This window comes from Noviherbaspirillum autotrophicum (genome assembly GCF_000818395.1).
Classification (GTDB): domain Bacteria; phylum Pseudomonadota; class Gammaproteobacteria; order Burkholderiales; family Burkholderiaceae_D; genus Noviherbaspirillum; species Noviherbaspirillum autotrophicum.
Genome location: NZ_JWJG01000028.1, coordinates 4,301,624 through 4,322,851, shown reverse-complemented (window position 1 = coordinate 4,322,851; position 21,228 = coordinate 4,301,624). Strand labels below are relative to the sequence as shown.

At 63.9% G+C, this 21,228-nt stretch carries 19 protein-coding genes; 8 read left to right on the top strand and 11 right to left on the bottom strand.

All coding sequences use genetic code 11. The annotated features are described in order from the left end of the window. The first annotated feature begins 17 nt into the window (after positions 1-17). The 3 genes from TSA66_RS21340 (at position 18) to TSA66_RS21330 (ending at position 2,890) form a co-directional block, all read left to right on the top strand. Positions 18-881 (top strand): acyl-CoA thioesterase, encoded by an 864-nt coding sequence (locus TSA66_RS21340; protein ID WP_040041433.1) that lies wholly within the window; start codon positions 18-20, stop codon positions 879-881. A gap of 58 nt (positions 882-939) precedes the next feature. Then, on the top strand, positions 940-1,188 hold the full coding sequence (locus TSA66_RS21335) for a hypothetical protein (RefSeq protein WP_408639492.1): 249 nt from the start codon (positions 940-942) through the stop codon (positions 1,186-1,188). 88 nt (positions 1,189-1,276) lie between these two features. Next, positions 1,277-2,890, top strand: a complete 1,614-nt coding sequence (locus tag TSA66_RS21330; protein WP_040041432.1) for a GGDEF domain-containing response regulator — start codon at positions 1,277-1,279, stop codon at positions 2,888-2,890. A 28-nt stretch (positions 2,891-2,918) separates the two neighbouring features. On the opposite strand, the gene TSA66_RS21325 is transcribed toward TSA66_RS21330, so the two are convergent. After that, a complete protein-coding gene (locus TSA66_RS21325; RefSeq protein ID WP_052452497.1) occupies positions 2,919-3,164 on the bottom strand; it encodes an SHOCT domain-containing protein in 246 nt (81 codons plus the stop codon). 177 nt (positions 3,165-3,341) lie between these two features. Here TSA66_RS21325 and TSA66_RS21320 point away from each other — a divergent pair, with 177 nt between their 5' ends. Continuing rightward, positions 3,342-4,640, top strand: a complete 1,299-nt coding sequence (locus TSA66_RS21320) for an NRAMP family divalent metal transporter (RefSeq protein WP_040041431.1) — start codon at positions 3,342-3,344, stop codon at positions 4,638-4,640. Between the two features lie 60 nt (positions 4,641-4,700). Here the strand turns inward: TSA66_RS21320 and TSA66_RS21315 are convergent, their stop codons facing one another. The 6 genes from TSA66_RS21315 to TSA66_RS21290 all read right to left on the bottom strand — a co-directional run bounded on the left by TSA66_RS21315 (position 4,701) and on the right by TSA66_RS21290 (position 11,552). Next, positions 4,701-5,030: a DUF3135 domain-containing protein gene (locus tag TSA66_RS21315; RefSeq protein WP_040041430.1), complete on the bottom strand. Its 330-nt coding sequence runs from the start codon at positions 5,028-5,030 to the stop codon at positions 4,701-4,703. A gap of 215 nt (positions 5,031-5,245) precedes the next feature. Then, positions 5,246-6,823, bottom strand: coding sequence for an alkyl hydroperoxide reductase subunit F (ahpF, locus tag TSA66_RS21310; protein WP_040041429.1), 1,578 nt, complete (start codon positions 6,821-6,823; stop codon positions 5,246-5,248). Positions 6,824-6,995: 172 nt separating this feature from the next. Then, positions 6,996-7,559: an alkyl hydroperoxide reductase subunit C gene (gene ahpC / locus TSA66_RS21305; RefSeq protein ID WP_040041428.1), complete on the bottom strand. Its 564-nt coding sequence runs from the start codon at positions 7,557-7,559 to the stop codon at positions 6,996-6,998. A 142-nt stretch (positions 7,560-7,701) separates the two neighbouring features. Continuing rightward, entirely contained in the window at positions 7,702-9,669 is a 1,968-nt protein-coding gene (locus TSA66_RS21300; RefSeq protein WP_040042838.1) for a helicase-related protein, read from the bottom strand. A gap of 141 nt (positions 9,670-9,810) precedes the next feature. Further along, the gene (locus TSA66_RS21295; protein WP_040041427.1) at positions 9,811-10,503 is read right to left on the bottom strand and encodes an MgtC/SapB family protein; all 693 of its coding nucleotides are present in this window, start codon (positions 10,501-10,503) and stop codon (positions 9,811-9,813) included. Between the two features lie 89 nt (positions 10,504-10,592). Beyond that, complete coding sequence (locus tag TSA66_RS21290; RefSeq protein WP_052452689.1) at positions 10,593-11,552, bottom strand: CBASS cGAMP-activated phospholipase; 960 nt, start codon at positions 11,550-11,552, stop codon at positions 10,593-10,595. A gap of 248 nt (positions 11,553-11,800) precedes the next feature. Here TSA66_RS21290 and TSA66_RS21285 point away from each other — a divergent pair, with 248 nt between their 5' ends. Together TSA66_RS21285 and TSA66_RS21280 are read left to right on the top strand one after the other, a co-directional pair. Further along, entirely contained in the window at positions 11,801-12,961 is a 1,161-nt protein-coding gene (locus TSA66_RS21285) for a DUF3182 family protein (protein WP_052452496.1), read from the top strand. Next, on the top strand, positions 12,948-13,742 hold the full coding sequence (locus tag TSA66_RS21280) for an alpha/beta hydrolase family protein (protein WP_052452495.1): 795 nt from the start codon (positions 12,948-12,950) through the stop codon (positions 13,740-13,742). The genes TSA66_RS21285 and TSA66_RS21280 overlap by 14 nt, the downstream gene beginning before the upstream one ends. A 59-nt stretch (positions 13,743-13,801) precedes the next feature. Here the strand turns inward: TSA66_RS21280 and TSA66_RS27155 are convergent, their stop codons facing one another. Both TSA66_RS27155 and TSA66_RS21275 read right to left on the bottom strand, forming a co-directional pair. Continuing rightward, positions 13,802-13,963 (bottom strand): hypothetical protein, encoded by a 162-nt coding sequence (locus TSA66_RS27155; RefSeq protein ID WP_157691743.1) that lies wholly within the window; start codon positions 13,961-13,963, stop codon positions 13,802-13,804. Positions 13,964-14,039: 76 nt separating this feature from the next. After that, positions 14,040-14,657: a TetR/AcrR family transcriptional regulator gene (locus TSA66_RS21275; protein ID WP_232429510.1), complete on the bottom strand. Its 618-nt coding sequence runs from the start codon at positions 14,655-14,657 to the stop codon at positions 14,040-14,042. A 175-nt stretch (positions 14,658-14,832) separates the two neighbouring features. Between TSA66_RS21275 and TSA66_RS21270 the strand changes: the two genes are divergently transcribed. Together TSA66_RS21270 and TSA66_RS21265 are read left to right on the top strand one after the other, a co-directional pair. Next, complete coding sequence (locus TSA66_RS21270) at positions 14,833-16,038, top strand: acetyl-CoA C-acetyltransferase (protein ID WP_040041426.1); 1,206 nt, start codon at positions 14,833-14,835, stop codon at positions 16,036-16,038. 22 nt (positions 16,039-16,060) lie between these two features. Then, positions 16,061-18,193, top strand: a complete 2,133-nt coding sequence (locus TSA66_RS21265; RefSeq protein WP_052452494.1) for a 3-hydroxyacyl-CoA dehydrogenase NAD-binding domain-containing protein — start codon at positions 16,061-16,063, stop codon at positions 18,191-18,193. Between the two features lie 76 nt (positions 18,194-18,269). Here TSA66_RS21265 and TSA66_RS21260 read toward each other — a convergent pair whose 3' ends face one another. Further along, on the bottom strand, positions 18,270-19,391 hold the full coding sequence (locus TSA66_RS21260) for a beta-ketoacyl-ACP synthase III (protein WP_040041424.1): 1,122 nt from the start codon (positions 19,389-19,391) through the stop codon (positions 18,270-18,272). Positions 19,392-19,540: 149 nt separating this feature from the next. Beyond that, the gene (locus TSA66_RS21255; RefSeq protein WP_040041423.1) at positions 19,541-21,190 is read right to left on the bottom strand and encodes an AMP-binding protein; all 1,650 of its coding nucleotides are present in this window, start codon (positions 21,188-21,190) and stop codon (positions 19,541-19,543) included. Positions 21,191-21,228 lie beyond the last annotated feature (38 nt).

Below are 21,228 nucleotides of genomic sequence, written 5' to 3'. Positions count from 1 at the left end.
TTTCACTTTTTCACATCATGCTGGACACCACGCTCTACAACACTGAAGAAATCCTCCGCCTCCTGAAGCTCGAACAGATCGGCGAAGACCGCTTTCGCGGCCAGAGCCATTTCATGGGCAGCCCGAACGTGTTCGGCGGCCAGGTGCTGGGGCAATCGCTGTATGCGGCCTCCGTCACGGTCGAGCAGCGCCGCCCGCACTCGCTGCATTCGTTGTTCATCCTGCCGGGCAACCACCGGCTACCGATCGAGTACGAAGTCGAACGGGTGCGCGACGGCGGCAGCTTTTCCACGCGCCGCGTGGTGGCGTACCAGGAAGGGCGGCGCATTTTCGTCACCTCGATCTCGTTCCAGAACGAGGAACAGGGCTTGTCGCACCAGAAAGCCATGCCTGCCGCCGCCGCCCCCGAATCGCTGCCTTCGAGCATCAAGGCATGGAAAGACAATGCCGACCTGGTCAAGCGCCCGTTCCAGCCGGTGCCGGTCGATTTTCGCGCCGACCATGCCGGCGACATCTACGGCGGCCACCAAAGCGGCACTACCAAGCAGGTCTGGACGCGCGCGCCGATGGCCTTGCCGGATGACGCGCTGACGCACGAGACGCTGTTTGCCTACGTGTCCGACTACGGCTTGCTGTGGACCTCGCTGCAGCCGCACGGGATCAAGATGGGCGACCCGCGCCTGCAGATCGCGAGCCTGGACCACACGATCTGGTTCCACCGGCCATTCCGCATGGACGAGTGGCTGCTGTTTTCGATGGACAGCCCGAACGCGGCGGGCGGGCGCGGCCTGTGCTTTGCGCATGTGTACAACCAGGACGGCGTTCTGGTGGCGACGACGGCGCAGGAAGGCTTGATCCGGCTGCGCGACAAGAAGGCGTAGTACTGGTCAGCGAACTTTTCGCGCGGCGGCAATACCAATTGCATGGCGTTGCTGCTGCATGGAGACCCTGATGTACATGGTGTACTGGACCGTGATCGAGGAGGATGCGAGCGTCGCGCATGGCAAGTCGTTCGACTCCGACGACATGGCATCGGCGCTCAAGTTCATGGAAGAGCTGCGCACGCGGCAGCGTGCCGGCGAGCGGCTGTGCTTCGTCACCATGGCCTCGGAAAACCCGCACTCGGTCGGCCCGCCCGGCGTGGCCGACCCCAGCCCCGACTACAACTGGAAAAAGCGCCGCAAATGACGGCCGCAGGCGCTGGCGTCAAGTCCTGCTTCGTGACAATGCCCGGAACTCATTGATAGAATGGCGCCGACCATTCCCGCCCCGCGCCATGACCCTGCCATCGCCATCCGCCACAGAAGACCGCCTCTACGTGCTGCGCACGCGCTGGCAGCGCTATGTCGCCGATGGCCAGTTCGAGCAGTTCATCGAATTCGCGGTGGCGGTCAACAGCCTGGCGGAGTATTTCAACCGGCTGCGCCTGCCGGGCCTGGTGCGCCTGTGCGAGGGGCTGGAAAACGCCGCGCTGGCCAAGCTCGGCAACCAGCATACCCACCCGGTCCCGCAGCAGGACATCCTGTCGCTGCAGCGCCAGATCGACACCCTGCTCGGTTCGGTCGCCTCGTCGCGTGCGCCCAGCACTGACCGACGCGACCAGGAAGCAGCCGCCAGCACGGCGACCGACATCGACTGGATCAAGCCGCGTTCGGTATGGATGATCGCCGCGCCCGAAAAGCGCGAGATGGCCGAGGCGCTGTCGTCCCAGCTCCAGTTCTTCGGCTTCAAGGTATGCGCCATGCCGTGGGGCGGGGTGCAGGCGCAGGAAGACAAGCCGCTGGCCGTGCTGTTCATCCCGGCCCAGGACCAGGCGCGGCCGGAAGAGTTCGAGTACATCGCAACGGTGCGCACAGGATGCCCCGCCAGCCAGCTGGTTTATCTCGGCGTGCAGTCGGCCATCGAGCCAATCGTCGACCTGATGCGCGCCGGCATCGACGTCACCATCCCTTCCGGGGACCAGCCGGCGATGGTGCTCAATTGCGTGCTCGATCTGGTGCAGACCAACGAGCAGGAACAGTACCGCGTGCTGGTGGTCGAGGATTCGCGCGTGGCGGTGGCGCTGATCCAGCGCACGCTCGCGCAGCACGGCATCGACACCAAGGCGATCAACGATCCCGGCAAGCTGCTTGACGTGCTGGAGTCCTACCATCCGGACCTGATCCTGATGGACATGTACATGCCGCGCTTTAACGGCGTCGAGGCCACCCGCGTGCTGCGCCAGATGGCGCAGTACAGTTCGCTGCCCATCGTCTACCTGTCGGGCGAATCGGACGTGGGCATGCAGGTCGAGGCGCTGCGCCTGGGCGGCGACCAGTTCCTGATGAAGCCGTTCAATCCGGTGCTCCTGGCCGCCGTGGTCAAGACGCGCATCGAGCGCTTTCGCGAATCGCGCCGCTCGACGCGCCTAGACGGCCTGACCGGCCTACTGAACCACACCGCCGCCAAGTCGCGCCTGAAGGACATGGTCGAGGAAGCGGACGGCGCATTGACGGTGGCGATGATCGACATCGACCATTTCAAGGCCATCAACGACACCTACGGCCACCCGGTGGGCGACCAGGTGATCCGCGGCCTGGCCTGGCTGTTGAAGGGGCGCCTGCGCTCGATCGACTTGATCGGGCGCTACGGCGGCGAAGAGTTCATGATCGCGCTGCCCGCGATCAGCCCGGAACAGGCCGGCTCGGTCATCGAGCGCATCCGGCACGACTTTGCCGCACTGCCGCATGCCCATCCGGGCGGTGCGCTGTATGCGAGCTTCAGCGCCGGCATCGCGTCGTATCCGCTCGCCGATACCGCTGCGGCGCTGACCGAAGCGGCCGACGGCGCGCTGCTGCAAGCCAAGCGGCTGGGACGCAACCGGGTCGAGCAAGCCTGCCGCCCGCAATAAACGGGCCTCGGTACGCACCGGGCCCGCCTCAGCCTTTTAAGACCTTCCTGCGCTCCTCGTACTCTTCCCTGGAAATTTCACCGCGGGCATAACGTTCGCGCAGGATTTCCAGCGCGCGATCCTCGCCGCCACCGCGCCAGGGGCGAAAGAGATGGCCCAGCGCCCAGAGGAGCAGGGCCGCCATCCCGCCGACGATGAGAACGCCCCACACTATGTGCATGAGCGCCATCCAGCCCCATGTCATCGCCCCCCATCCGTCGCCCCACCACATCATGTTGCCTCCTGTGGATTAGACCAGCCAGCGGAAAGAGCGATCCCGCGGCGCAGCCTCCTCATGCCATAGCGGAATAAATACGATCCCTCTGCCATTCCGCAACCTGTCCCGGAACAAATACTCTACATAACCAATCGAAACTTGCATCACTTTCAATTTCTTGAAGGAGAACGCCAGATGCATGATGCGGGTGTCACACCGGATACAAGCGCAAGCCGCACGGTAGCCCCTTCCTGGCTCAAGGCGCTCGGTCCCGGCCTGATCACCGGCGCAGCCGATGATGATCCCAGCGGCATTGCCACCTATTCCCAGGCCGGCGCGCAATTCGGCTACGGCATGCTGTGGACGCTGTTCTTCACCTATCCGCTCATGGCTGGCGTGCAAATCGTGAGCGCGCACATCGGCCGCGTCACCGGCCATGGATTGGCGACCAACATCCGCCGCTTTTATCCATCCTGGCTGCTCCATGGCATTGTCCTCTTATTGCTAATAGCCAATACGGTTAACATCGGCGCGGATCTGGCCGCCATGGGGGAAGCCGTGCAGCTTGTCGCGGGCGGACCGGCGCATGTGTATGCGATCGGCTTCGGACTGCTGTCCATCGTCTTGCAGGTGTTCATTCCCTACCGCCGTTATGTGCGGGTCCTGAAATGGCTGACGCTGGCGCTGCTGGCCTATGTCGCCACCGCCTTCGTCGTGCACGTGCCCTGGTCCCGCCTAGTGACGGCCGCGCTGCCTTCTTCGCTGTCATGGCAGCCGGCCTACATCACCACCATGGTCGCGGTGTTCGGCACCACCATCAGCCCTTACCTGTTCTTCTGGCAGGCGTCGCAGGAAGTGGAAGAGCTGCGCGCCAAGCCGCATGCCCAACCGCTCAAGGACGATCCGGCTCATGCCGCCGTGTCCTTTCGCCGCATTCGGACCGACACCTACATCGGCATGGGCTTTTCCAATCTGGTCGCGTTTTTCATCATGCTAACGAGCGCCGCCACGCTCAACGCTCATGGCGTGACCGGGATCGCAACGTCATCCCAGGCGGCCGAGGCGCTGCGGCCAATCGCGGGCGACTTTGCCTTCCTGCTCTTTAGCATGGGCATCATCGGCACCGGCCTGCTGTCCATTCCCGTGCTGGCCGGCTCGGCCGCCTATGCCATGGCCGGTGCGTTCAAGTGGGAAAGCAGCCTCGAAGACAAGCCGGCGATGGCACCCCGCTTTTACGGCATCATCGTGCTGTCCACGCTGATCGGCGTCGCGCTCGGCTTCACGGCGCTGGATCCGATCAAGGCCCTGTATTGGAGCGCCGTGCTCAACGGCGTCATTTCCGTGCCCATCATGGCGGTCATGATGCTGATGGTGTCCCGCCCCGACATCATGGGACAGCTCGTGGCCAGGCGCAGGCTCAAGGCGCTGGGCTGGCTCGCCACGGCGGTGATGGCAGCGGCAGTGCTGGCGATGCTGGTGACGCCGGCGGCTTGAATCAGGCTGCGCGCGGACGTTACGTGCCGCAAGGGTATGCGCAGCACATGGCGGTACGCATCACCTCCCCGGCAATCCGCGCGCGCGTTCGATCACGGCCGCCGCCTGCAGGCCGGCAATTTCCTCCTGCACGTCGTCCCAGGCGTCCATCAGCTGCTCGGCCGATTCGCGCATCATGCGCGAGGCAATGATCGCCGCCTCCAGCGGCGACTCTGCAGACTGGCGCGCCAGCTCGATGCGGTCGAGCAATCCATCCAGTGCAGGCCGATGCGCCAGCGGCGCGCGATCAACGGCGGCGCGCAGCGCCTGACGGCGAAATTCCTCGAATCCCTGCGGGTCGCGCTGGTAGAACGCCATCAATTCGTCAAAATCCGGGAGTTCTCGGCCCATATTCTCAATCGCTCCATATCATCAATAGAGCATGTATAGCGCCAAGCGCCCGCCGGCTTGTTGTGAGCGCTCAAGGCGCAGGAGGCGGGGTATTGAGGCAGGACAGGCGGCGTGCTTTGCCGGCTCCTTTCACCGATGTTTCATTTCAGTGTAGTCAAAAACAAAAACGCCGGCGGGTCAGGCCGGCGTTTTTTCATGATGCACAGCAACGAATATCAGGCGGCGATCGCTGCCTTTTCTTCGGCCGGGGCGGACGTGCGGATCAGGTGGTCGAAAGCCGAGAGCGCCGCCTTGGAACCTTCTCCCATCGCGATGACGATCTGCTTGTACGGCACCGTGGTGGCGTCGCCCGCAGCGAACACGCCCGGCACCGAGGTCTGGCCACGCGCATCGATTTCGATTTCGCCGCGGTTGCTCAATGCGACAGTCCCTTTCAACCAGTCGGTGTTGGGCAGCAAACCGATCTGCACGAAGATGCCTTCCAGCGCGATGTGCCTCGACTCGCCGCTGGCGCGGTCGGTGTAGCGCATGCCGTTGACCTTGCTGCCGTCGCCGGTGACTTCGGTGGTCTGGGCGCTGGTGATGACGGTCACATTTGGCAGGCTGTAGAGCTTGCGCTGCAGCACGGCGTCAGCGCGCAGCTGGCTGTCGTATTCCAGCAGCGTGACATGCGCCACGATGCCGGCCAGGTCGATCGCCGCTTCCACGCCCGAGTTGCCGCCGCCGACCACCGCCACGCGCTTGCCCTTGAACAGCGGGCCGTCGCAGTGCGGGCAGTAGGCCACGCCGCGGTTGCGGTATTGCTGCTCGCCCGGCACGTTCAGTTCGCGCCAGCGCGCGCCGGTGGCCAGCACCACGGTTTTCGCCTTCAGGGAAGCGCCGCTGGCGAGCTTGACCTCGATGAGGTCGCCCGGCACCAGGGCGGCCGCGCGCTGCATGTTCATCACGTCGACGTCATAGCTCTTGACGTGCTGCTCCAGCGCGGCCGCCAGTTTCGGCCCTTCGGTTTCCTTCACCGAGATGAAGTTTTCGATGCCCATGGTGTCCAATACCTGGCCGCCGAAGCGCTCGGACACCACGCCGGTACGGATGCCCTTGCGTGCCGAATAGATGGCCGCGGCGGCACCGGCCGGGCCGCCGCCGACGACCAGCATGTCGAACACGTCCTTTTGCGCGAGCTTGTCGGCTTCGCGCTGGGCGGCTCCCGAATCGAGCTTGGCAACGATTTCCTCGACGCTCATGCGGCCCTGGCCGAAGGTTTCGCCGTTCAGGAACACGGTTGGCACCGCCATGATCTGGCGCTTGGCGACTTCATCCTGGAACAGGGCGCCGTCGATCATCACATGGCTGATATTGGGATTGACCACCGCCATCAGATTCAAGGCCTGCACCACTTCCGGGCAGTTCTGGCAAGACAGCGAGATATAGGTTTCGAAGCGGTATTGGCCCGGCAGGCTGCGGATATGTTCGAGCACGTCGGCGTCGACCTTGGGCGGGTGGCCGCCGACCTGCAACAGCGCCAGCACCAGCGAGGTGAACTCGTGGCCCATCGGGATGCCGGCGAAGCGGATGTCGATATTGGCGCCCACGCGGTTCAGCGAAAACGACGGCGCGCGCGCATCCGTGCCATCCATGGCCAGCGTGATGCTGTCCGACAGCGCGTCGATGTCGTGCAGGAGCGCGGCCATGTCGCGCGATGCGTCGCTTTCGTCCAGCGTCGCGATGATCTCGATCGGATGGGTGATCTTGTCGAGGTAGGCTTTCAGTTGGGTCTTGAGGGTATCGTCCAACATGATGGGCTCGCTTTGAAAATGGGTTGAAGAAATTCGAGGCAACAGTGCCACCGCCGGATCAGCCTAGTGCTGCCGGATCGAATCGGGCCGATCGGGGAGTGGTACTTCCGCCGGACGCCGACAGCGTCCGGGGAACGGGCGCGCCACGACACGTGACGCGCGTCTTGCAGAGTTAGATCTTGCCGACCAGGTCGAGCGACGGAGCCAGGGTCTTCTCGCCCGGGGTCCACTTGGCCGGGCACACTTCACCCGGGTGCGATGCGACGTACTGGGCTGCCTGCACCTTGCGCAGCAGTTCCTTGGCGTCGCGGCCGATGCCGTTGTCGTGGATTTCGCACAGCTTGATCTGGCCTTCCGGATTGATCACGAACGTGCCGCGCAGCGCCAGACCTTCTTCCTCGATCATCACGTCGAAGTTGCGGGTAATCGCGCCGGTCGGGTCGCCGATCATCGGGTACTTGATCTTCTTGATCGTGTCGGACGTGTCAGCCCATGCCTTGTGGGTGAAGTGGGTGTCGGTCGACACGGCGTAGATTTCCACGCCCAGCGACTTGAAGGTGTCGTAGTTGTCAGCCAAGTCGCCCAGTTCGGTCGGGCAGACGAAGGTGAAGTCGGCCGGGTAAAACACCACGACGGACCATTTGCCTTTCAGATCGGCATCCGACACCGGGAAAAACTTGCCGTTTTGGTAAGCGGTGGCGTTGAACGGTTTGACTTGCGTGTTAATCAGTGACATAGCGTTACTCGCTCCATGAAGTGAATCGGTTGATGACTCAGGGTGAAAAAGTTGGTAACTGCATCATAACGAAAACTCATTTATATGTGAAATCTATAGTTTCAATGAGCATGATAGGCTGGGTTTATTACCAAATAGCATTTCACGCAATCCTGCTGCCGCGCCGCTTGCGCAGGGCTGCATTGTGCGCCCGCAGGATCGCATCGACCCGCTCGGAAGCCTCGCGCGCCAGTTCCTGCGCGACCTCGCCGCTGGGAAAGAACTCCGGGCAGCGGTAGCTCAGCCAGGCATAGGCCGAGTACATGCGGCAGGTATCCTCCACTTCCTGCAGGTTTTGGCGCGACAGGCTGCCCGCTTCGTGGCGCAGTGCCCAGATCTTCCGCTTGGCCAGCGCATGCGCCCAGTCCAGCCACGCCTGGTGCAGGGAAGGCACCTTGGTGGAAATCGGCACCAGCGACAGGGTGAACTTTTCGGCCACCGACAGCGGCAGGGTATCGAGCCAGACGGCACGCTCCAGCTGCTCTTCGGTAATGCTCGGGAAAAAGAAGCCGTCCGGCACATCGATGTTGTACACGAAGCGTTTGAACAGCTTGGCCAGCGCCTGTTCCCCGGTCACCGCCGCGATCCGGTGCAGATGCTCCAGCGTGGGCGCGACCGAAAAGCCGGCAGCGGCGACCGGGGCGATCTTTTCCTTCAACAAGGCGCGCATGACGTAATGGGTATCGTCGTCGAAGCCGGCGACGAAGCCTTCCTCGTGCACGCCGAAACGCCCGGCCCGCCCGGCGATCTGCTTGGCCAGCGCGGCCGCCAGTTCCTCCTCCTCGACGCCGTTGAACTTGACGGCCGTGGTCATCACCACGCGCTCGATCGGCAGGTTCAGGCCCATGGCGATGGCGTCGGTGCCGACCACGATGTCGGCTTCCCGGTTGCGAAAGCGCGCCGCCTGCGCTCGCCGCACCTCGGGCGACAGGTTGCCGTAGACGGTGGCCACCGAAAAGCCCTGCTCGGTGATCATGTCGCGCCACATCAGCACCTCGCGCCGCGAAAAGGCGATGACGGCGTCGCCGCGCCGCAGGTTGCGCAGCTTGCGCACCGGTGCCGGCTCGACCGTCAGCGGTGCCTTGCGCTTCAAGACATGCACTTCGAGCGGGCACTCCAGCCGCTCGGCCAGCGCTTCGATGGCGCGCCGCGCTTCCAACGCGCCGACCAGGTAGACCACGGTGGCGGGCGCGCCGCACACGGCGGCAGTCCAGGCGGCGCCGCGGTCGCGGTCGCCCAGCATCTGGATTTCATCGATCACGGCAACATCGACCTTGCGTTTGGTGTCGAGCATCTCGACGGTGCTGGCCACATGCGTGGCGCCTTCGACGATGCGGCGCTCCTCGCCCGTGACGAGACTGACCTTCAGCGGCTCGCCGTGCGGGCGCGGCTCCTGCAGCCGCTCGTAGTTTTCCAGCGCCAGCAGGCGCAAGGGCGCCAGATAGACGCCGGTCCTGGCCTTGGCGAGCGCTTCCATCGCCTGATGCGTCTTGCCGGAATTGGTCGGCCCGAGCAATGCGATGAAGCGGCGCGGCAGGCGATACGCCAGCTCGAACGAGGCCGGATACTCGGCCAGGTTGATGCTTTCCTTGGTCAGCGCCGCGTGCCGCTCCTCGTTCTGCCGCTCGATCGCATGCGCCAGGCGCTGCTCGATGCGCTCGAACACGTATTCGGCCGGATCGGACGTGTCCTTGCCCGCCAGTGTGCGCAAAAAAGGCAGGGCGTCGAGCCCGGCATCGTCGGCGCGCGCGTGCATGTCGGCGGCGAAGGCGGCAACCTGGCGCTGCAATTGTTCCTGCGCGGCGGGGTGGGCGCGCTCCGAGATCAGCTGCAGCTGCTCGTCTTGCGCCATCTTGCGCCACTTGCCCGGCTTGGCCAGCACGCCCTTGCTCGGCACCAGGTCATACGGCACGCGCAGGCCGCCGGCATGCGCCACGCCGGAAAAGCGCAGGAAGACGCGCCCCTCCAGCTTGACCAGCTCGGCGCCCAGCGCCTGCGCATGCAGTTCCGGCGCGATGGACTCGTTTTTGTCAGTAGGGGCGGGGGAAGATTGCGAAAGTGAAGAGGTCATCGTGCGGGCCGTCAGGCGAAACAAAGCGGAAGTGTCGCATGGAAGAAGGACCGCCCGCAGCGCGGTAAGTTGCGCAGTGCGCGCGGCGGGAAGGCGGACGGCCGTAATTCGGGGCAACATTCACCGAGGCAGGAATGCCAGCTAGTCTCCGGTCGGCGAGAGCTGGAAGGTCTTCACCTCTTTGTGGCTGAGCAGATAGGCCGACAGCGCGGCGATGTGGCGCGGGTCGGACGAGCGCAGGATCATCCGGTATTCGAAGCACTGGCCGTCGTCGGTGATGCGGTAGCTCATGTTGGCGACGTTAAAGCCGTGCTCCGCCATGATCTTCCTGACCTCGCTCTCGGGCAGCACGTTGTCGCGGTCGAACCGCAGGTAGTGGTGCGCATAGGACTGCGACGGCATCCACGATTCGATCTTGCGAAACAGCGACAGGATGCCGAGCGTGAGCGCCGTGACCAGCACGGCCGGAAAGTAGAAGCCGATGCCGATCATGATGCCGATGGCGGCGGTGATCCAGATCGATGCCGCGGTGGTCAGGCCGCGCACGCTGAAACCTTCTTTAAAAATCACGCCGGCGCCAAGAAAGCCGATGCCGGTCATGATGCCCTGCGCCATGCGCGTCGGATCGGTGCGGATGGTGTCGGTGCCGGATCCGGGCAGCCAGGTCGACTGAAACAGCGTCACCAGCATCAGCAGGCTCGACGCCAAGCACACCAGCGCATGCGTGCGAAAGCCGGCGGGCCGCCCATGATAGCTGCGCTCCAGCCCGATGATGCCGCCGGCGCACAGCGCGCCGATCAAATGGATCGTGATGGTGATGGCAATCGCATCCACGTTGCTCCCCTTTTTACAAACGTTCCTGTCCGCGCTGCGCCTGACTTGCTTTGTATTCGCAAATTCTCCCGCGGCGCCGCGCTACCCTGTCACGACAGAAAGGTATCCAGCACCTTGGTGTCGACCACGCGCATGGTCTGGCGCGCCTGCCGCATGAGCGTGTTGGTCGCGTCGTCGGTGGCGACGTCCAGGCCGAGTCCCGAGCCTTCCTGCCAGGCAGCATCCAGCCGCAGGAAGCGATCGCCCAGCTTGTTTTCCATCATCGCCTTGACGTGCTGCTGCTGCACCGAAATCAGGGTGAGCACCAGGCGCCCCTCCGACAGCCAGGCGATGGCGCTGGCCTCTTCCGACACCTCTTCGCGCGGCACGTAGCCGGCGGTGGCCGTGCCGATCGAGAGCATGCGCACAGTGTCGCGCTCGACGCCCAGGTAGTGCTCGGCTTCGTGCAGCGCGATCTGGTCCGGCGCGGTCGCATACACGCCGCCGTCGGCAAACACTTCGTCGCGGATGCGCACCGACGGGAAATAGCCGGGCGCAGCACAAGTGGCCATCGCCACATCGACCGCCAGCAACTCGCCATCGGCCAGCGAACTCTTGCCGTGCGGCGTCTTGAATACCTTGGTGCGTCCGTTGCTCACATTAACAGCGGGAATGACGACATTGTGCTTGGCCTGCGCCAGCGTCTGCTCGCCCAGCTGCCGGGTCAAGGCGGCGCGCAATGCATCGCCGCTGTACTTGGGGCCGAGCGCGGAACGCGCCATGTCGAGCACGCGGCTGATGGCGCCGGTGGGATGCCCGGAAAATGGAAAAATTTCCTGCCCATGCTCCAGAAATAAATTCTTCAAAGCCGTCATCGGCACTTCATAGGCGAGCGCGAGCGCCAGGATGCCGCCGATCGATGTTCCTGCAATCAAGTCGAAGCGCCGCCCGAGCGGCTCGCCGACGCGCGCTTCCAGTTCTTCCAGCACGCAGGCACTGTACAGGCCGAGATAGCCGCCGCCAGACAGCGATAACACGCGAAAAGGGTTGGATTTGTTGGATGACGGCATGGGATCGGGAGAGTCGATGAACAAGCAGCCACTATAGGAGACGATCAGGCACAAAACATGCCAAACGTGAACGCCTTTGTGCTTGATCACGCAAAAGAATACGCTGCGGAAAGAGTTTGCGCGGCCATGCCGCTTGCGGCGTAATTTTTGCTTCTAACAGGAGTGCCGCAGCACGCCGTGCCGGATGGGCAAGCGCATAGAGTGTGCAGCGGCAACATTTATAGTCGACAGGAAGCAAAGGGGACGGTATGGTGCCCGCGGCCGAACGATGGCAGGCCAATCGCTCCGGCGAGAGGCCGGAGGATGGCGGAACGGTGGTGGTTTATTCCGGCAATGCGCAGCGCAGCCCGTGCGACCACGAGAATGCCACCTATTGCGAGATCGCCCGGCAGCTCGCGGCGATCAAGGGCTTCGCTTACGGCGGGCTGTTCGATGCCTCGTGCGCGTATGCCGGCCCGCTGTATTTCGTGCCGAGCGATACCTTCGTCACGCTCGCATCGGCGCGCACGCTCGGCATCCACGCCGAACAGCACCTGTTCGGCGGCGTGGTGCCGTATCCCTTCATCGCCACCAAGACCATCACGCATGCGCTGCCCGCATCCGGCGCGAAGGCACCACCCGGCTGGTCGTTCGAGCTCGCGCAGCGCGTGCGGGATGTGGTGTTGCCGGGCTACTCGGCATTCTCGATCGACGATGCGCGCGACGCCGGCATGGCCCTGCTGCGGCATGGCGCGCTGCGCGTGAAGATGGCCAGCGGCATCGGCGGCCTCGGGCAATGGGTGGTTGCCGATTCCGCCGAGCTCGACGCGTGCCTGCAGGCGCTCGATGCGCAGGAGGTGGCGCGCGACGGCCTAGTATGCGAGTGCAACCTGGCGCAGGTGGAGACGCTCTCGGTGGGGCAGGTGCGCGTGGGCGACCTGTTGGCGACTTATTGCGGAACGCAGCGGCTGACCACGAATAATGCCGGCGAAGAAGTGTACGGCGGCTCCGACCTGGTGGTGGCGCGCGGCGATTTCGACGCGCTGTTGCGGCTGGCGCTGGCGCCAGCCGCGCTGGAAGCCATCGCGCAGGCGCGCGCCTACCATGCGGCGGTGCTGCAAGCCTATCCCGGCATGTTCGCTTCGCGCTGCAATTACGATGTGGCGCAGGGCTGCGACGAGGCGGGGCGGCGCTACTCGGGCGTGCTGGAGCAGTCCTGGCGCATCGGCGGCGCCAGCGGCGCGGAGGTGGCGGCGCTGGCCGCGTTCCGGGCCGATGCGGCGCTCGATGCGGTGCGCGCCTCGACCATGGAAATCTACGGCGCGGACGCGCACGTGCCGGCCAATGCGATTCTTCACTTCCAGGGCGTGGACGAACGCGCTGGCCCGATCACCAAATATTCGACGCTCGCGCCGCATGCCGACCCGTGACGACAAAATCCATATCGCCGTCGACGACGGCCAGATCGCCGGCACGCTCGTGACGCCGGCCACGCGCATCCCGGGCGTGCTGTTCGTGCACGGCTGGGGCGGCAGTCAGGAGCAGTACCTGGCGCGCGCGCACGAAATCGCGGCACTCGGCTGCGTGTGCATGACCTTCGATTTGCGCGGTCATGGCAGCACCAATGCGCAGCATGAAACGGTGTCGCGCGAAAGTAATCTGCGCGACGTACTGGCGGCCTACGACGTGCTGTCCAGCCACCGGATGGTCGACCCGGCCGCAATCGCAGTCGTCGGCAGCAGCTACGGCGGCTACCTGGCCGCCATCCTGACCACGCTGCGGCCGGTGAAATGGCTGGCGCTGCGCGTACCGGCGCTGTACAAGGACAGCGAGTGGGAGGCGCCCAAGCGCCAGCTGCACCAAGATCAGGATCTCGTGGCTTACCGGCGCAGCCCGGTGCCGACGCAGCAGAACCGCGCGCTGCGCGCATGCGCCGCTTTCGCAGGAGACGTGCTGGTGATCGAATCCGAATTCGACCACGTGATCCCGCATGCGGTCATTTCCAGCTATCTGGACGCCTGCGGTCAGGCGCATTCGCTGACGTACCGCGTCATTAAGGGCGCCGATCACGGCTTGACCGAGGAGCCGGGCCAGCGCGCCTATACCGCGCTGCTGACGAACTGGATGACCGAGATGGTGTTCGGCGCGCGCATGAGCAACATGCCAACGCAGAATGCGACGATGCTGGGGGCGCCACCCGGCCCGGCCTAGGCCATCAGCAATGCAATTCGATTATGGCCTTCCCGATTTCGGGAAGACATGTCCAGATTTCAGGAAAGCAACCACAGGCAAACAGCGGCAAGCACGCTGAGGGCCGCCGCAAACGGGCATTTGATATACATTTTTCCCGAAGCCAGCGCAAAAAAGAGGTGGCCCGGTAATTGCTTATAGGGATGCATCTCTCTGTGAGAACGCAATTTTGTCTCCTCCATCCGCCTCCTGGATTGGACTTTGCCCGCGAGCCCTCCGGTTCGCGGGCATTTTTTTCACCCGCGCCTCGCCCCTGGCTCAGGCTGGCTTCGCAATGGCGCGCCACAGCATCTTGAACAGCACATTGGCCTTGGCCGCCAGTGGCTCCTGCTCGCCGCGCATGATATGCATGTGCACCAGGCGCTCCATGACGCCGAGGAAGTAGTCAAGCAGCACCTTTTCATCGACTTCGTCGGTCAGGATGCCTTGCGCGCGCCCTTCGGCCAGCGTCTGCATCAGCCCGCCCATCAGGCGCGGCTGACGGAAAGTCTGGTTGCGGCTCCAGGTGTTCAGGTAGACCGAACTCATGATCAGCTGCGCGACCTTCGGGTGATGGTCGAAGAAATCGAGCACCACCCAGAACACCTTGCGCAGCTTGTCCTGGTAGGTTTCGATGCCCTGCAAGTGGTCCACCATGCGCAAGGCCAGGATGCCCAGCCAAGTGTCGAGGCAAGAGTACAGCAAGGCTTCCTTGCTCTCGTAATACTTGTAGATGGTCTGCAGCGACACATTGGCGGCGGCGGCGATTTCGCCGAACCCGACGCGATGGAATTCGCGCTCGGAAAACAGCCGCAATACGGCCTCCTCGATGCGCGTGCGAATGCCGGCATCGAGCAGCGCCAGATCGAGCACATCCCGTTTTTTTTCTGAAGCCACTTGCTTTCCTCAATGTGTAATTATTTTTACCAATTATAGTGGCACACACGTTTAGAATGAAACGTCTGTTGACCGGACGAGAGCCGATCGTATAGCTTAACCAGTGCTATTCGTCTTTCGATATGAGGAAAGACGAAGTAACGAATCTTACACATAAAACCAGGTTGGAGTGGACATGACGGAAGCCTATATTTACGACACCGTGCGCACGCCGCGCGGTAAGGGCAAGAAGGATGGCAGCCTGCACCAGGTCACGCCGGTGCATTTGCTCGGCAACCTGCTGCAAGCTTTGCAGCAACGCAATCAACTTGACACCGCGCTGGTCGACGACGTCGTGCTCGGGTGCGTCACGCCCGTGGGCGAACAGGGCGCCGACATCGCGCGCACGGCAGTGCTGTACGCCGGCTGGGACCAGGCGGTGCCGGGCGTGACGCAATCGCGCTTTTGCGCGTCGGGCCTGGAATCGATCAATCTGGCGGCAATGAAAGTCATGTCCGGCCAGGAACAGCTGGTCGTCGCCGGCGGCGTCGAAAGCATGTCGCGCTGGTCCATGGGTTCCGACGGCGGCGCCTGGTTCATGGACCCGCGCGTCAACCAGATGACCGGCTTTGCGCCGCAGGGCATCGGCGCCGACCTGATTGCCACGCTCGAAGGCTTTAGCAGAACCGACGTCGACCGCTTTGCGGTGCGCTCGCAACAGAATGCGGCACGCGCCCGCGCCGAAGGGCGCTTCGCGAAGTCGCTTGTCCCCGTCAAGGATTTGAACGGCATGGTGGTGCTCGACCATGATGAAACCATCCGCGCCGACACCACCGTCGACACGCTGGCCGGATTGCAACCGTCGTTTGCGCAGATGGGGCAGATGGGATTCGACGCCACTGCGCTGCGCAAGTACACCACCGTCGAGGCCATCAACCACGTGCACCACGCCGGCAATTCGTCCGCCATCGTCGACGGCGCCGCGCTCACGCTGGTGGGCAGCCGCGCCATTGGCGAACGGCTGGGCATCAAGCCGCGCGCGCGCATCGTGGCGACCGCCGTCACCGGATCGGAGCCGACCATCATGCTGACCGGAATTGCGCCCGCGTCGCGCAAGGCGCTGGCCAAGGCCGGCATGACGGCGCAGGACATCGACCTGTTCGAAATCAATGAAGCGTTCGCCGCCGTGGTGATGCGCGCCGCGCGCGAGCTCGACATCGACGAGGCGCGCATCAACGTCAACGGCGGCTCGATCGCCATGGGCCACCCGCTGGGCGCTACCGGCGCCATCATCCTCGGCACCGCGCTCGACGAACTGGAGCGCACCGGCGGCTCGACCGCGCTGATCTCGCTGTGCGTCGGCGGCGGCATGGGCATTGCCACCATCATCGAGCGCGTTTAACTTCTTCGACGGAACCGACACCATGTGCATACATTTTCAAAAAGACGCCGACGACATCGTCACCCTGACGATCGACATGCCGGGCCGATCGATGAACGTGCTCAACGATGAATTGACCGGGCCGTTCGCGCAAGCGATTGCGGCAATCGATGCGGACAAGAGCATCAAAGGCATCATCATCACTTCCGGCAAGAAGGAATTCCTGGCCGGCGCCGACATCGACAAGCTGTACCAGATCACCGAGCCGCAGCAGGCATTCAATCTGGCGCAGGAATTCAAGTCGATGCTGCGCCGCCTGGAGCGCTGCGGCCGCCCGGTGGTCGCAGCCTTGAACGGCACGGCGCTGGGCGGCGGGCTGGAGCTGGCGCTGGCCTGCCATCACCGCATCGCGCTCAACAATCCGAAAGCCAAGTTCGGCCTGCCGGAAGTAAAACTCGGCCTGTTGCCCGGCGGCGGCGGCACCCAGCGCCTGGCGCGCCTGATCGGCATCCAGCCGGCCTTGCCGCTGCTATTGGAAGGCAAGGAACTGCGCGCCGAGCAGGCGAAACAGCAGGGCATCCTGCACGAGCTGGCCACCGACCGCGACGAGATGATGGCGAAAGCCAAGGCGTGGTGCCTGGCCAATCCGCAAGCCGTGCAGCCGTGGGACGACAAGAAATTCCGCTGGCCTGGCGGCGACTCGAAGAGCCCGGCCAATGCGCAGCTGTGGTCGATCGCGCCGTCGATGGCCAGCGCCAAAACCTTCGGCAACTACCCGGCCGCGACCAACATCATGAGCTGCGTGTTCGAAGGCGGCATCGTCGATTTCGATACCGCCTGCGAAGTCGAATCGCGCTACTTCGCCAACGGCGCGCTGTCGCAAGAGGCGAAGAATATGATCGGCACCATGTGGTTCCAGCTCAATGCGATCAACAAGGGCAAGTCGCGCCCGCAAGGCGTGCCGAAATCGACCGTCAACAAGGTCGGCATCCTCGGCGCCGGCATGATGGGCGCGGGCATCGCCTATGTATCCGCCAAGGCGGGCATCGACGTGGTGCTGCTCGATGTGAATGTCGAGCATGCGGAAAAGGGCAAGGCGTATTCCGCCGGCCTCCTGGACAAGGCCATCAAGCGCGGGCGCGAAACCACGGAAGGAAAGCAGGCGCTGCTGGCGCGGATCGCGACTACCGCCAATGTGGAAGACCTCGCCGGCTGCGACCTGGTGATCGAAGCGGTGTTCGAGGACCGCCAGATCAAGGCCGACATGACGAAGAAGACCGAGGCGGTCCTTGCTGCCGACGCGGTGTTCGCCTCCAACACCTCGACGCTGCCGATCACCGGATTGGCGCAGGCCAGCGTGCGCCCGGCCAACTTCATCGGCCTGCATTTCTTCTCGCCGGTCGACAAGATGCCGCTGGTCGAAATCATCGTCGGCGAAAAGACCAGCCAGGAGACGCTGGCGCGCGGCTTCGACTACGTGCAGCAGATCAGAAAGACGCCGATCGTGGTCAACGACGCGCGCGGCTTCTATACCTCGCGCGTGTTTGGCACCTACGTGATGGAAGGCTTGAAGCTGTTGATGGACGGGCAGCATCCGCGCGCCATCGAAATGGCGGGGCTGCAAGCTGGCATGCCGGTCGGCCCGCTCGCATTGCACGACGAGGTGAGCCTGTCGCTGTCCTGGCACATCATGGAACAAACGCGCAAGGATTTCGAAGCGGAAGGCAAGCCGCTCGTCGCGCATCCGGCGGCGGCTGGCCTGCGCAAGATGGTGTGCGAGCTGGATCGTCCCGGCAAGAAGACGGGCAAGGGTTTTTACGACTATCCGCAGGGTCAGCCCAAGCAGCTGTGGGCCGGCTTGCGCGACGCATTTCCGCTGGCCGAGCGGCAGCTGCCGCAAAAGGACTTGATCGAGCGCCTGATGTTCGTGCAAGCCAATGAAGCGGCGAAATGCTTCGAAGAGCACGTCGTGCTGACGGTCGCGGACGCCAACATCGGCAGCATCTTCGGCTGGGGCTTCGCGCCCTTCCAGGGCGGCGCGCTACAGTACATCAATGCCTATGGCGTGGATCACTTCGTGCGCCGCGCGAAGGACCTGGCAGAGCGGTTCGGAGAGTATTTTGCGCCGGCCGATATCCTGGTGAAGATGGCGCAGGAAGGGAAGCGTTTCGAGTGACAGTCCTGCGTTTTCCCTCGGCGCCATGAGGGAAAACGCAATGCACGCCGGCGCGCGTCACGCGCCGGCAAGCGCGTTACTTCTTGCGCAGCACCACGCAGCCAATCGAATAACCGGCGCCAAACGAGCAGATCACGCCGTGCGCGCCTGCCGCCAGATCGTCCTGGTACTTGTGGAACGCGATGATCGAGCCCGCCGACGAGGTGTTGGCATACGTGTCGAGAATGACTGGCGCCTCCATCGCCTGCGCGTCGCGCCCGAGCAGGGTGCGGGTGATCAGCAGGTTCATGTTCAGGTTGGCCTGGTGCAACCAGTAGCGCGCGACTTGCGGCAGTTCCAGGCCGGTGGCGGCAACCGTTTCCCTGATCATGTCGGCCGCCATCGGGCACACTTCCTTGAACACCTTGCGCCCCTGCTGGCGGAACAGCTTGTCCGGCTTGCCGATGCCCGATTCATCGAAGCGGTTCATGAAGCCGAAGTTGTTGCGGATATTGTTCGAGAACTTGGTCTTGAGCTTGCTGCCGAGGATCTCGAACTGGTGGCGCGACGTCGCCGTCTCCGCGCCTTCGAGCACGATGGCGGTGCAGGCATCGCCGAAAATGAAGTGGCTGTCGCGGTCGCGGAAGTTCAGATGGCCGCTCGTGATTTCCGGATTCAGCACCAGCACGGCGCGCGCCTGCCCGCTCTGAATGGCGGCAACCGCGGTCTGGATGCCGAAGGTGGCCGACGAACAGGCCACGTTCATGTCGAAGCCGTAGCCGTCGATGCCGAGCGCTTCCTGCACTTCGACGGCAATGGCCGGGTAGGCGCGCTGCATGTTGCTGCAGGCGACCAGCACCATGTCGATGTCGGCCGGCGTGCGGCCGGCCCGTTCCAGCGCTTCGCGCGCGGCCGCCACGCAGATTTCAGCCTGCACCGACAGTTCCTCGTCGGGACGCTCCGGGATGCGCGCCACCATGCGTTGCGGGTCGAGAATGCCGCTCTTTTCCATCACGTAGCGCGCCTTGATGCCCGAGGCCTTTTCGATGAAGCCCACGCTCGACGGCTCGATCGCCGCCACCTCGCCCGCCGCGATGGCGGCGGCATGCTCGGCATTGAAATTTTCCGCGTAAGCGTTGAAGGAAACGACGAGTTCTTCGTTGGAAATGGAATGCGGCGGCGTAAACAAGCCGGTCCCGCTGATGACAACTGGTTTCATCGGCGAACTTTCAGAGAGGGACAATCCCGGCGGACGCCGGGGGAAGCTTAATTCTTGCACGAAGGAAATTACGCGGGTGTAAATTTATTAGTACAGTAAACCTAAATTTCATTCCCCGCGCGCCCTTGCCGTCCGCCGGCGTCCGCCGCTCACTCCCAGCTGATGGCGTCGCGCACCTTGCTTTCGCGTTCGATCAAGGCGCGGTAGCGCTTTTCGACCTCGGCGCGCCGCACTTTCATGGTCGGCGTCATCAAGCCATTGTCGATGTTCCAGGCATCCTTCAGGATGACGCACTTGGCGATGCGCTCATGCGGCTCCAGGGCGGCATTGACCGTTTCCATGTCGGCGATCAGGCGCTGCTCGACGTCGGCGCGGTCCTTGCGGCGCGCCTCTTCACCCAGGGTCACGAACATCAGTGGCTGCGTCAGGCCCGAACCGATCAGCAGCAGCTGGTCGATGTCGGTATTGCGCGCAAAGGCGCATTCGATTGGCGCGGGCGCGACGTACTTGCCCTTGGCGGTCTTGAAGATATCCTTGACGCGCCCGGTAATGTAGAGGAAGCCATCCTCGTCGACATGGCCCTTGTCCCCGGTGCGCAGGAAGCCGTCGGCGGTGAAGGCGTCGCGCGTCAGGTCCGGCTCCTTGAAATAGCCGGCCATCAGGCCGCCGTGCTTGAACAGGATTTCGCCTTCCTCGGACAGCCTGAAGCCGGAATCGGGCAGGGGCTTGCCGACCGAGCCGACGCGGTTTTGCCAGGGCAGGCAGGCGGTCGGATAAACCGAGGCTTCGGTCATGCCGTATCCCTGGTAAATCTCGATGCCGATGTTGCGGTACCAGTCCAACAGCGGCACCGGCATCGGCGCGGCGCCCACCACGCACATGCGCGCATTCTGCAAGCCGATGCCCTTCATGATCTTGCGGCGCACCAGGCCACGCACCAGCGGAATCGCCATCAGGCGCTCGAGCTTCGGCTGCGGCAGCTTCTTCAAGACGCCGGCCTGGATGCGGCTGTAGACCAGCGGCACGCCGAAAAAGCGCGTCGGCGCCACCTGCGGCAGCTGTTCCGCCAGCTTGTCGACATGCTCCAGGAAATGCACTTCCGCGCCGGTATAGAAGCTGGCCATCTCGACAGCCACGCGCTCGAAGGCGTGCGCCAGCGGCATGTAGGAAAAGTAGCGCTCGTTGGGTTCGGGCGGGATCACCGACAGCGCGCCGCTGGCGGTAAACAGCACGTTGCCGTAGTTAAGCATGACGCCCTTGGGCTTGCCGGTGGTGCCGGAGGTGTAGACCAGCGTCATGAGGGCGTCCGGCGCCGGCGGCTGGTACGACGACAGCGGCCCATGCTGCGCCACCAGCTCGTCCCACTTCATGTCGCCGGCCGGGGCTTCCGGATAGGGAAAGGCGATCGTCTTGAGCCCCGACGGCAGCGCCCCCATGAAAATGTCGGCATCCATCATGGGGCCGAGGAACAAGGCCTTCGCGTCGCTATGCTCGAGGATGTAGCGGGTGTTTTCCTGCGACTGCTTCGGGTACAGGCCGACGCTCACGTAGCCGGCCATGGCGATGGCCATATCGGCCAGGAACCAGTGCGCGGTATTGCGTCCGGAAATCGCGATGCGGCTGCCGGGCTCCCAGCCCATCGCTTGTAGGGCGGCGGCCATGCGCGCGATCTGGTCTGCGGCCTGCGCCCAGGTCAGGGATTTCCATTGGCCATTGACCGGCTGGAACAGCCAGCGCCGGTCAGGTTGCTGCGACGCCCACTGGTGCAGCATCTGCACCGGGTATTTATCGACCTTCATGATCTGTCTCCTCGCGGCTCGTGAACTCCGGAATCGAT

What these genes read in the sequence shown, in the direction of transcription:
- ahpF (WP_040041429.1), bottom strand. Translation starts at nt 6,823, where the DNA reads ATGTTGGACGATACCCTCAAGACCCAACTGAAAGCCTACCTCGACAAG.
- TSA66_RS21330 (WP_040041432.1), top strand. Translation starts at nt 1,277, where the DNA reads ATGACCCTGCCATCGCCATCCGCCACAGAAGACCGCCTCTACGTGCTG.
- TSA66_RS21255 (WP_040041423.1), bottom strand. Translation starts at nt 21,190, where the DNA reads ATGAAGGTCGATAAATACCCGGTGCAGATGCTGCACCAGTGGGCGTCG.
- TSA66_RS21320 (WP_040041431.1), top strand. Translation starts at nt 3,342, where the DNA reads ATGCATGATGCGGGTGTCACACCGGATACAAGCGCAAGCCGCACGGTA.
- TSA66_RS27155 (WP_157691743.1), bottom strand. Translation starts at nt 13,963, where the DNA reads ATGGAGGAGACAAAATTGCGTTCTCACAGAGAGATGCATCCCTATAAG.
- TSA66_RS21290 (WP_052452689.1), bottom strand. Translation starts at nt 11,552, where the DNA reads ATGCCGTCATCCAACAAATCCAACCCTTTTCGCGTGTTATCGCTGTCT.
- TSA66_RS21340 (WP_040041433.1), top strand. Translation starts at nt 18, where the DNA reads ATGCTGGACACCACGCTCTACAACACTGAAGAAATCCTCCGCCTCCTG.
- TSA66_RS21325 (WP_052452497.1), bottom strand. Translation starts at nt 3,164, where the DNA reads ATGATGTGGTGGGGCGACGGATGGGGGGCGATGACATGGGGCTGGATG.
- TSA66_RS21280 (WP_052452495.1), top strand. Translation starts at nt 12,948, where the DNA reads ATGCCGACCCGTGACGACAAAATCCATATCGCCGTCGACGACGGCCAG.
- TSA66_RS21315 (WP_040041430.1), bottom strand. Translation starts at nt 5,030, where the DNA reads ATGGGCCGAGAACTCCCGGATTTTGACGAATTGATGGCGTTCTACCAG.
- TSA66_RS21270 (WP_040041426.1), top strand. Translation starts at nt 14,833, where the DNA reads ATGACGGAAGCCTATATTTACGACACCGTGCGCACGCCGCGCGGTAAG.
- TSA66_RS21260 (WP_040041424.1), bottom strand. Translation starts at nt 19,391, where the DNA reads ATGAAACCAGTTGTCATCAGCGGGACCGGCTTGTTTACGCCGCCGCAT.
- TSA66_RS21300 (WP_040042838.1), bottom strand. Translation starts at nt 9,669, where the DNA reads ATGACCTCTTCACTTTCGCAATCTTCCCCCGCCCCTACTGACAAAAAC.
- TSA66_RS21335 (WP_408639492.1), top strand. Translation starts at nt 940, where the DNA reads ATGGAGACCCTGATGTACATGGTGTACTGGACCGTGATCGAGGAGGAT.
- TSA66_RS21285 (WP_052452496.1), top strand. Translation starts at nt 11,801, where the DNA reads ATGGTGCCCGCGGCCGAACGATGGCAGGCCAATCGCTCCGGCGAGAGG.
- TSA66_RS21265 (WP_052452494.1), top strand. Translation starts at nt 16,061, where the DNA reads ATGTGCATACATTTTCAAAAAGACGCCGACGACATCGTCACCCTGACG.
- ahpC (WP_040041428.1), bottom strand. Translation starts at nt 7,559, where the DNA reads ATGTCACTGATTAACACGCAAGTCAAACCGTTCAACGCCACCGCTTAC.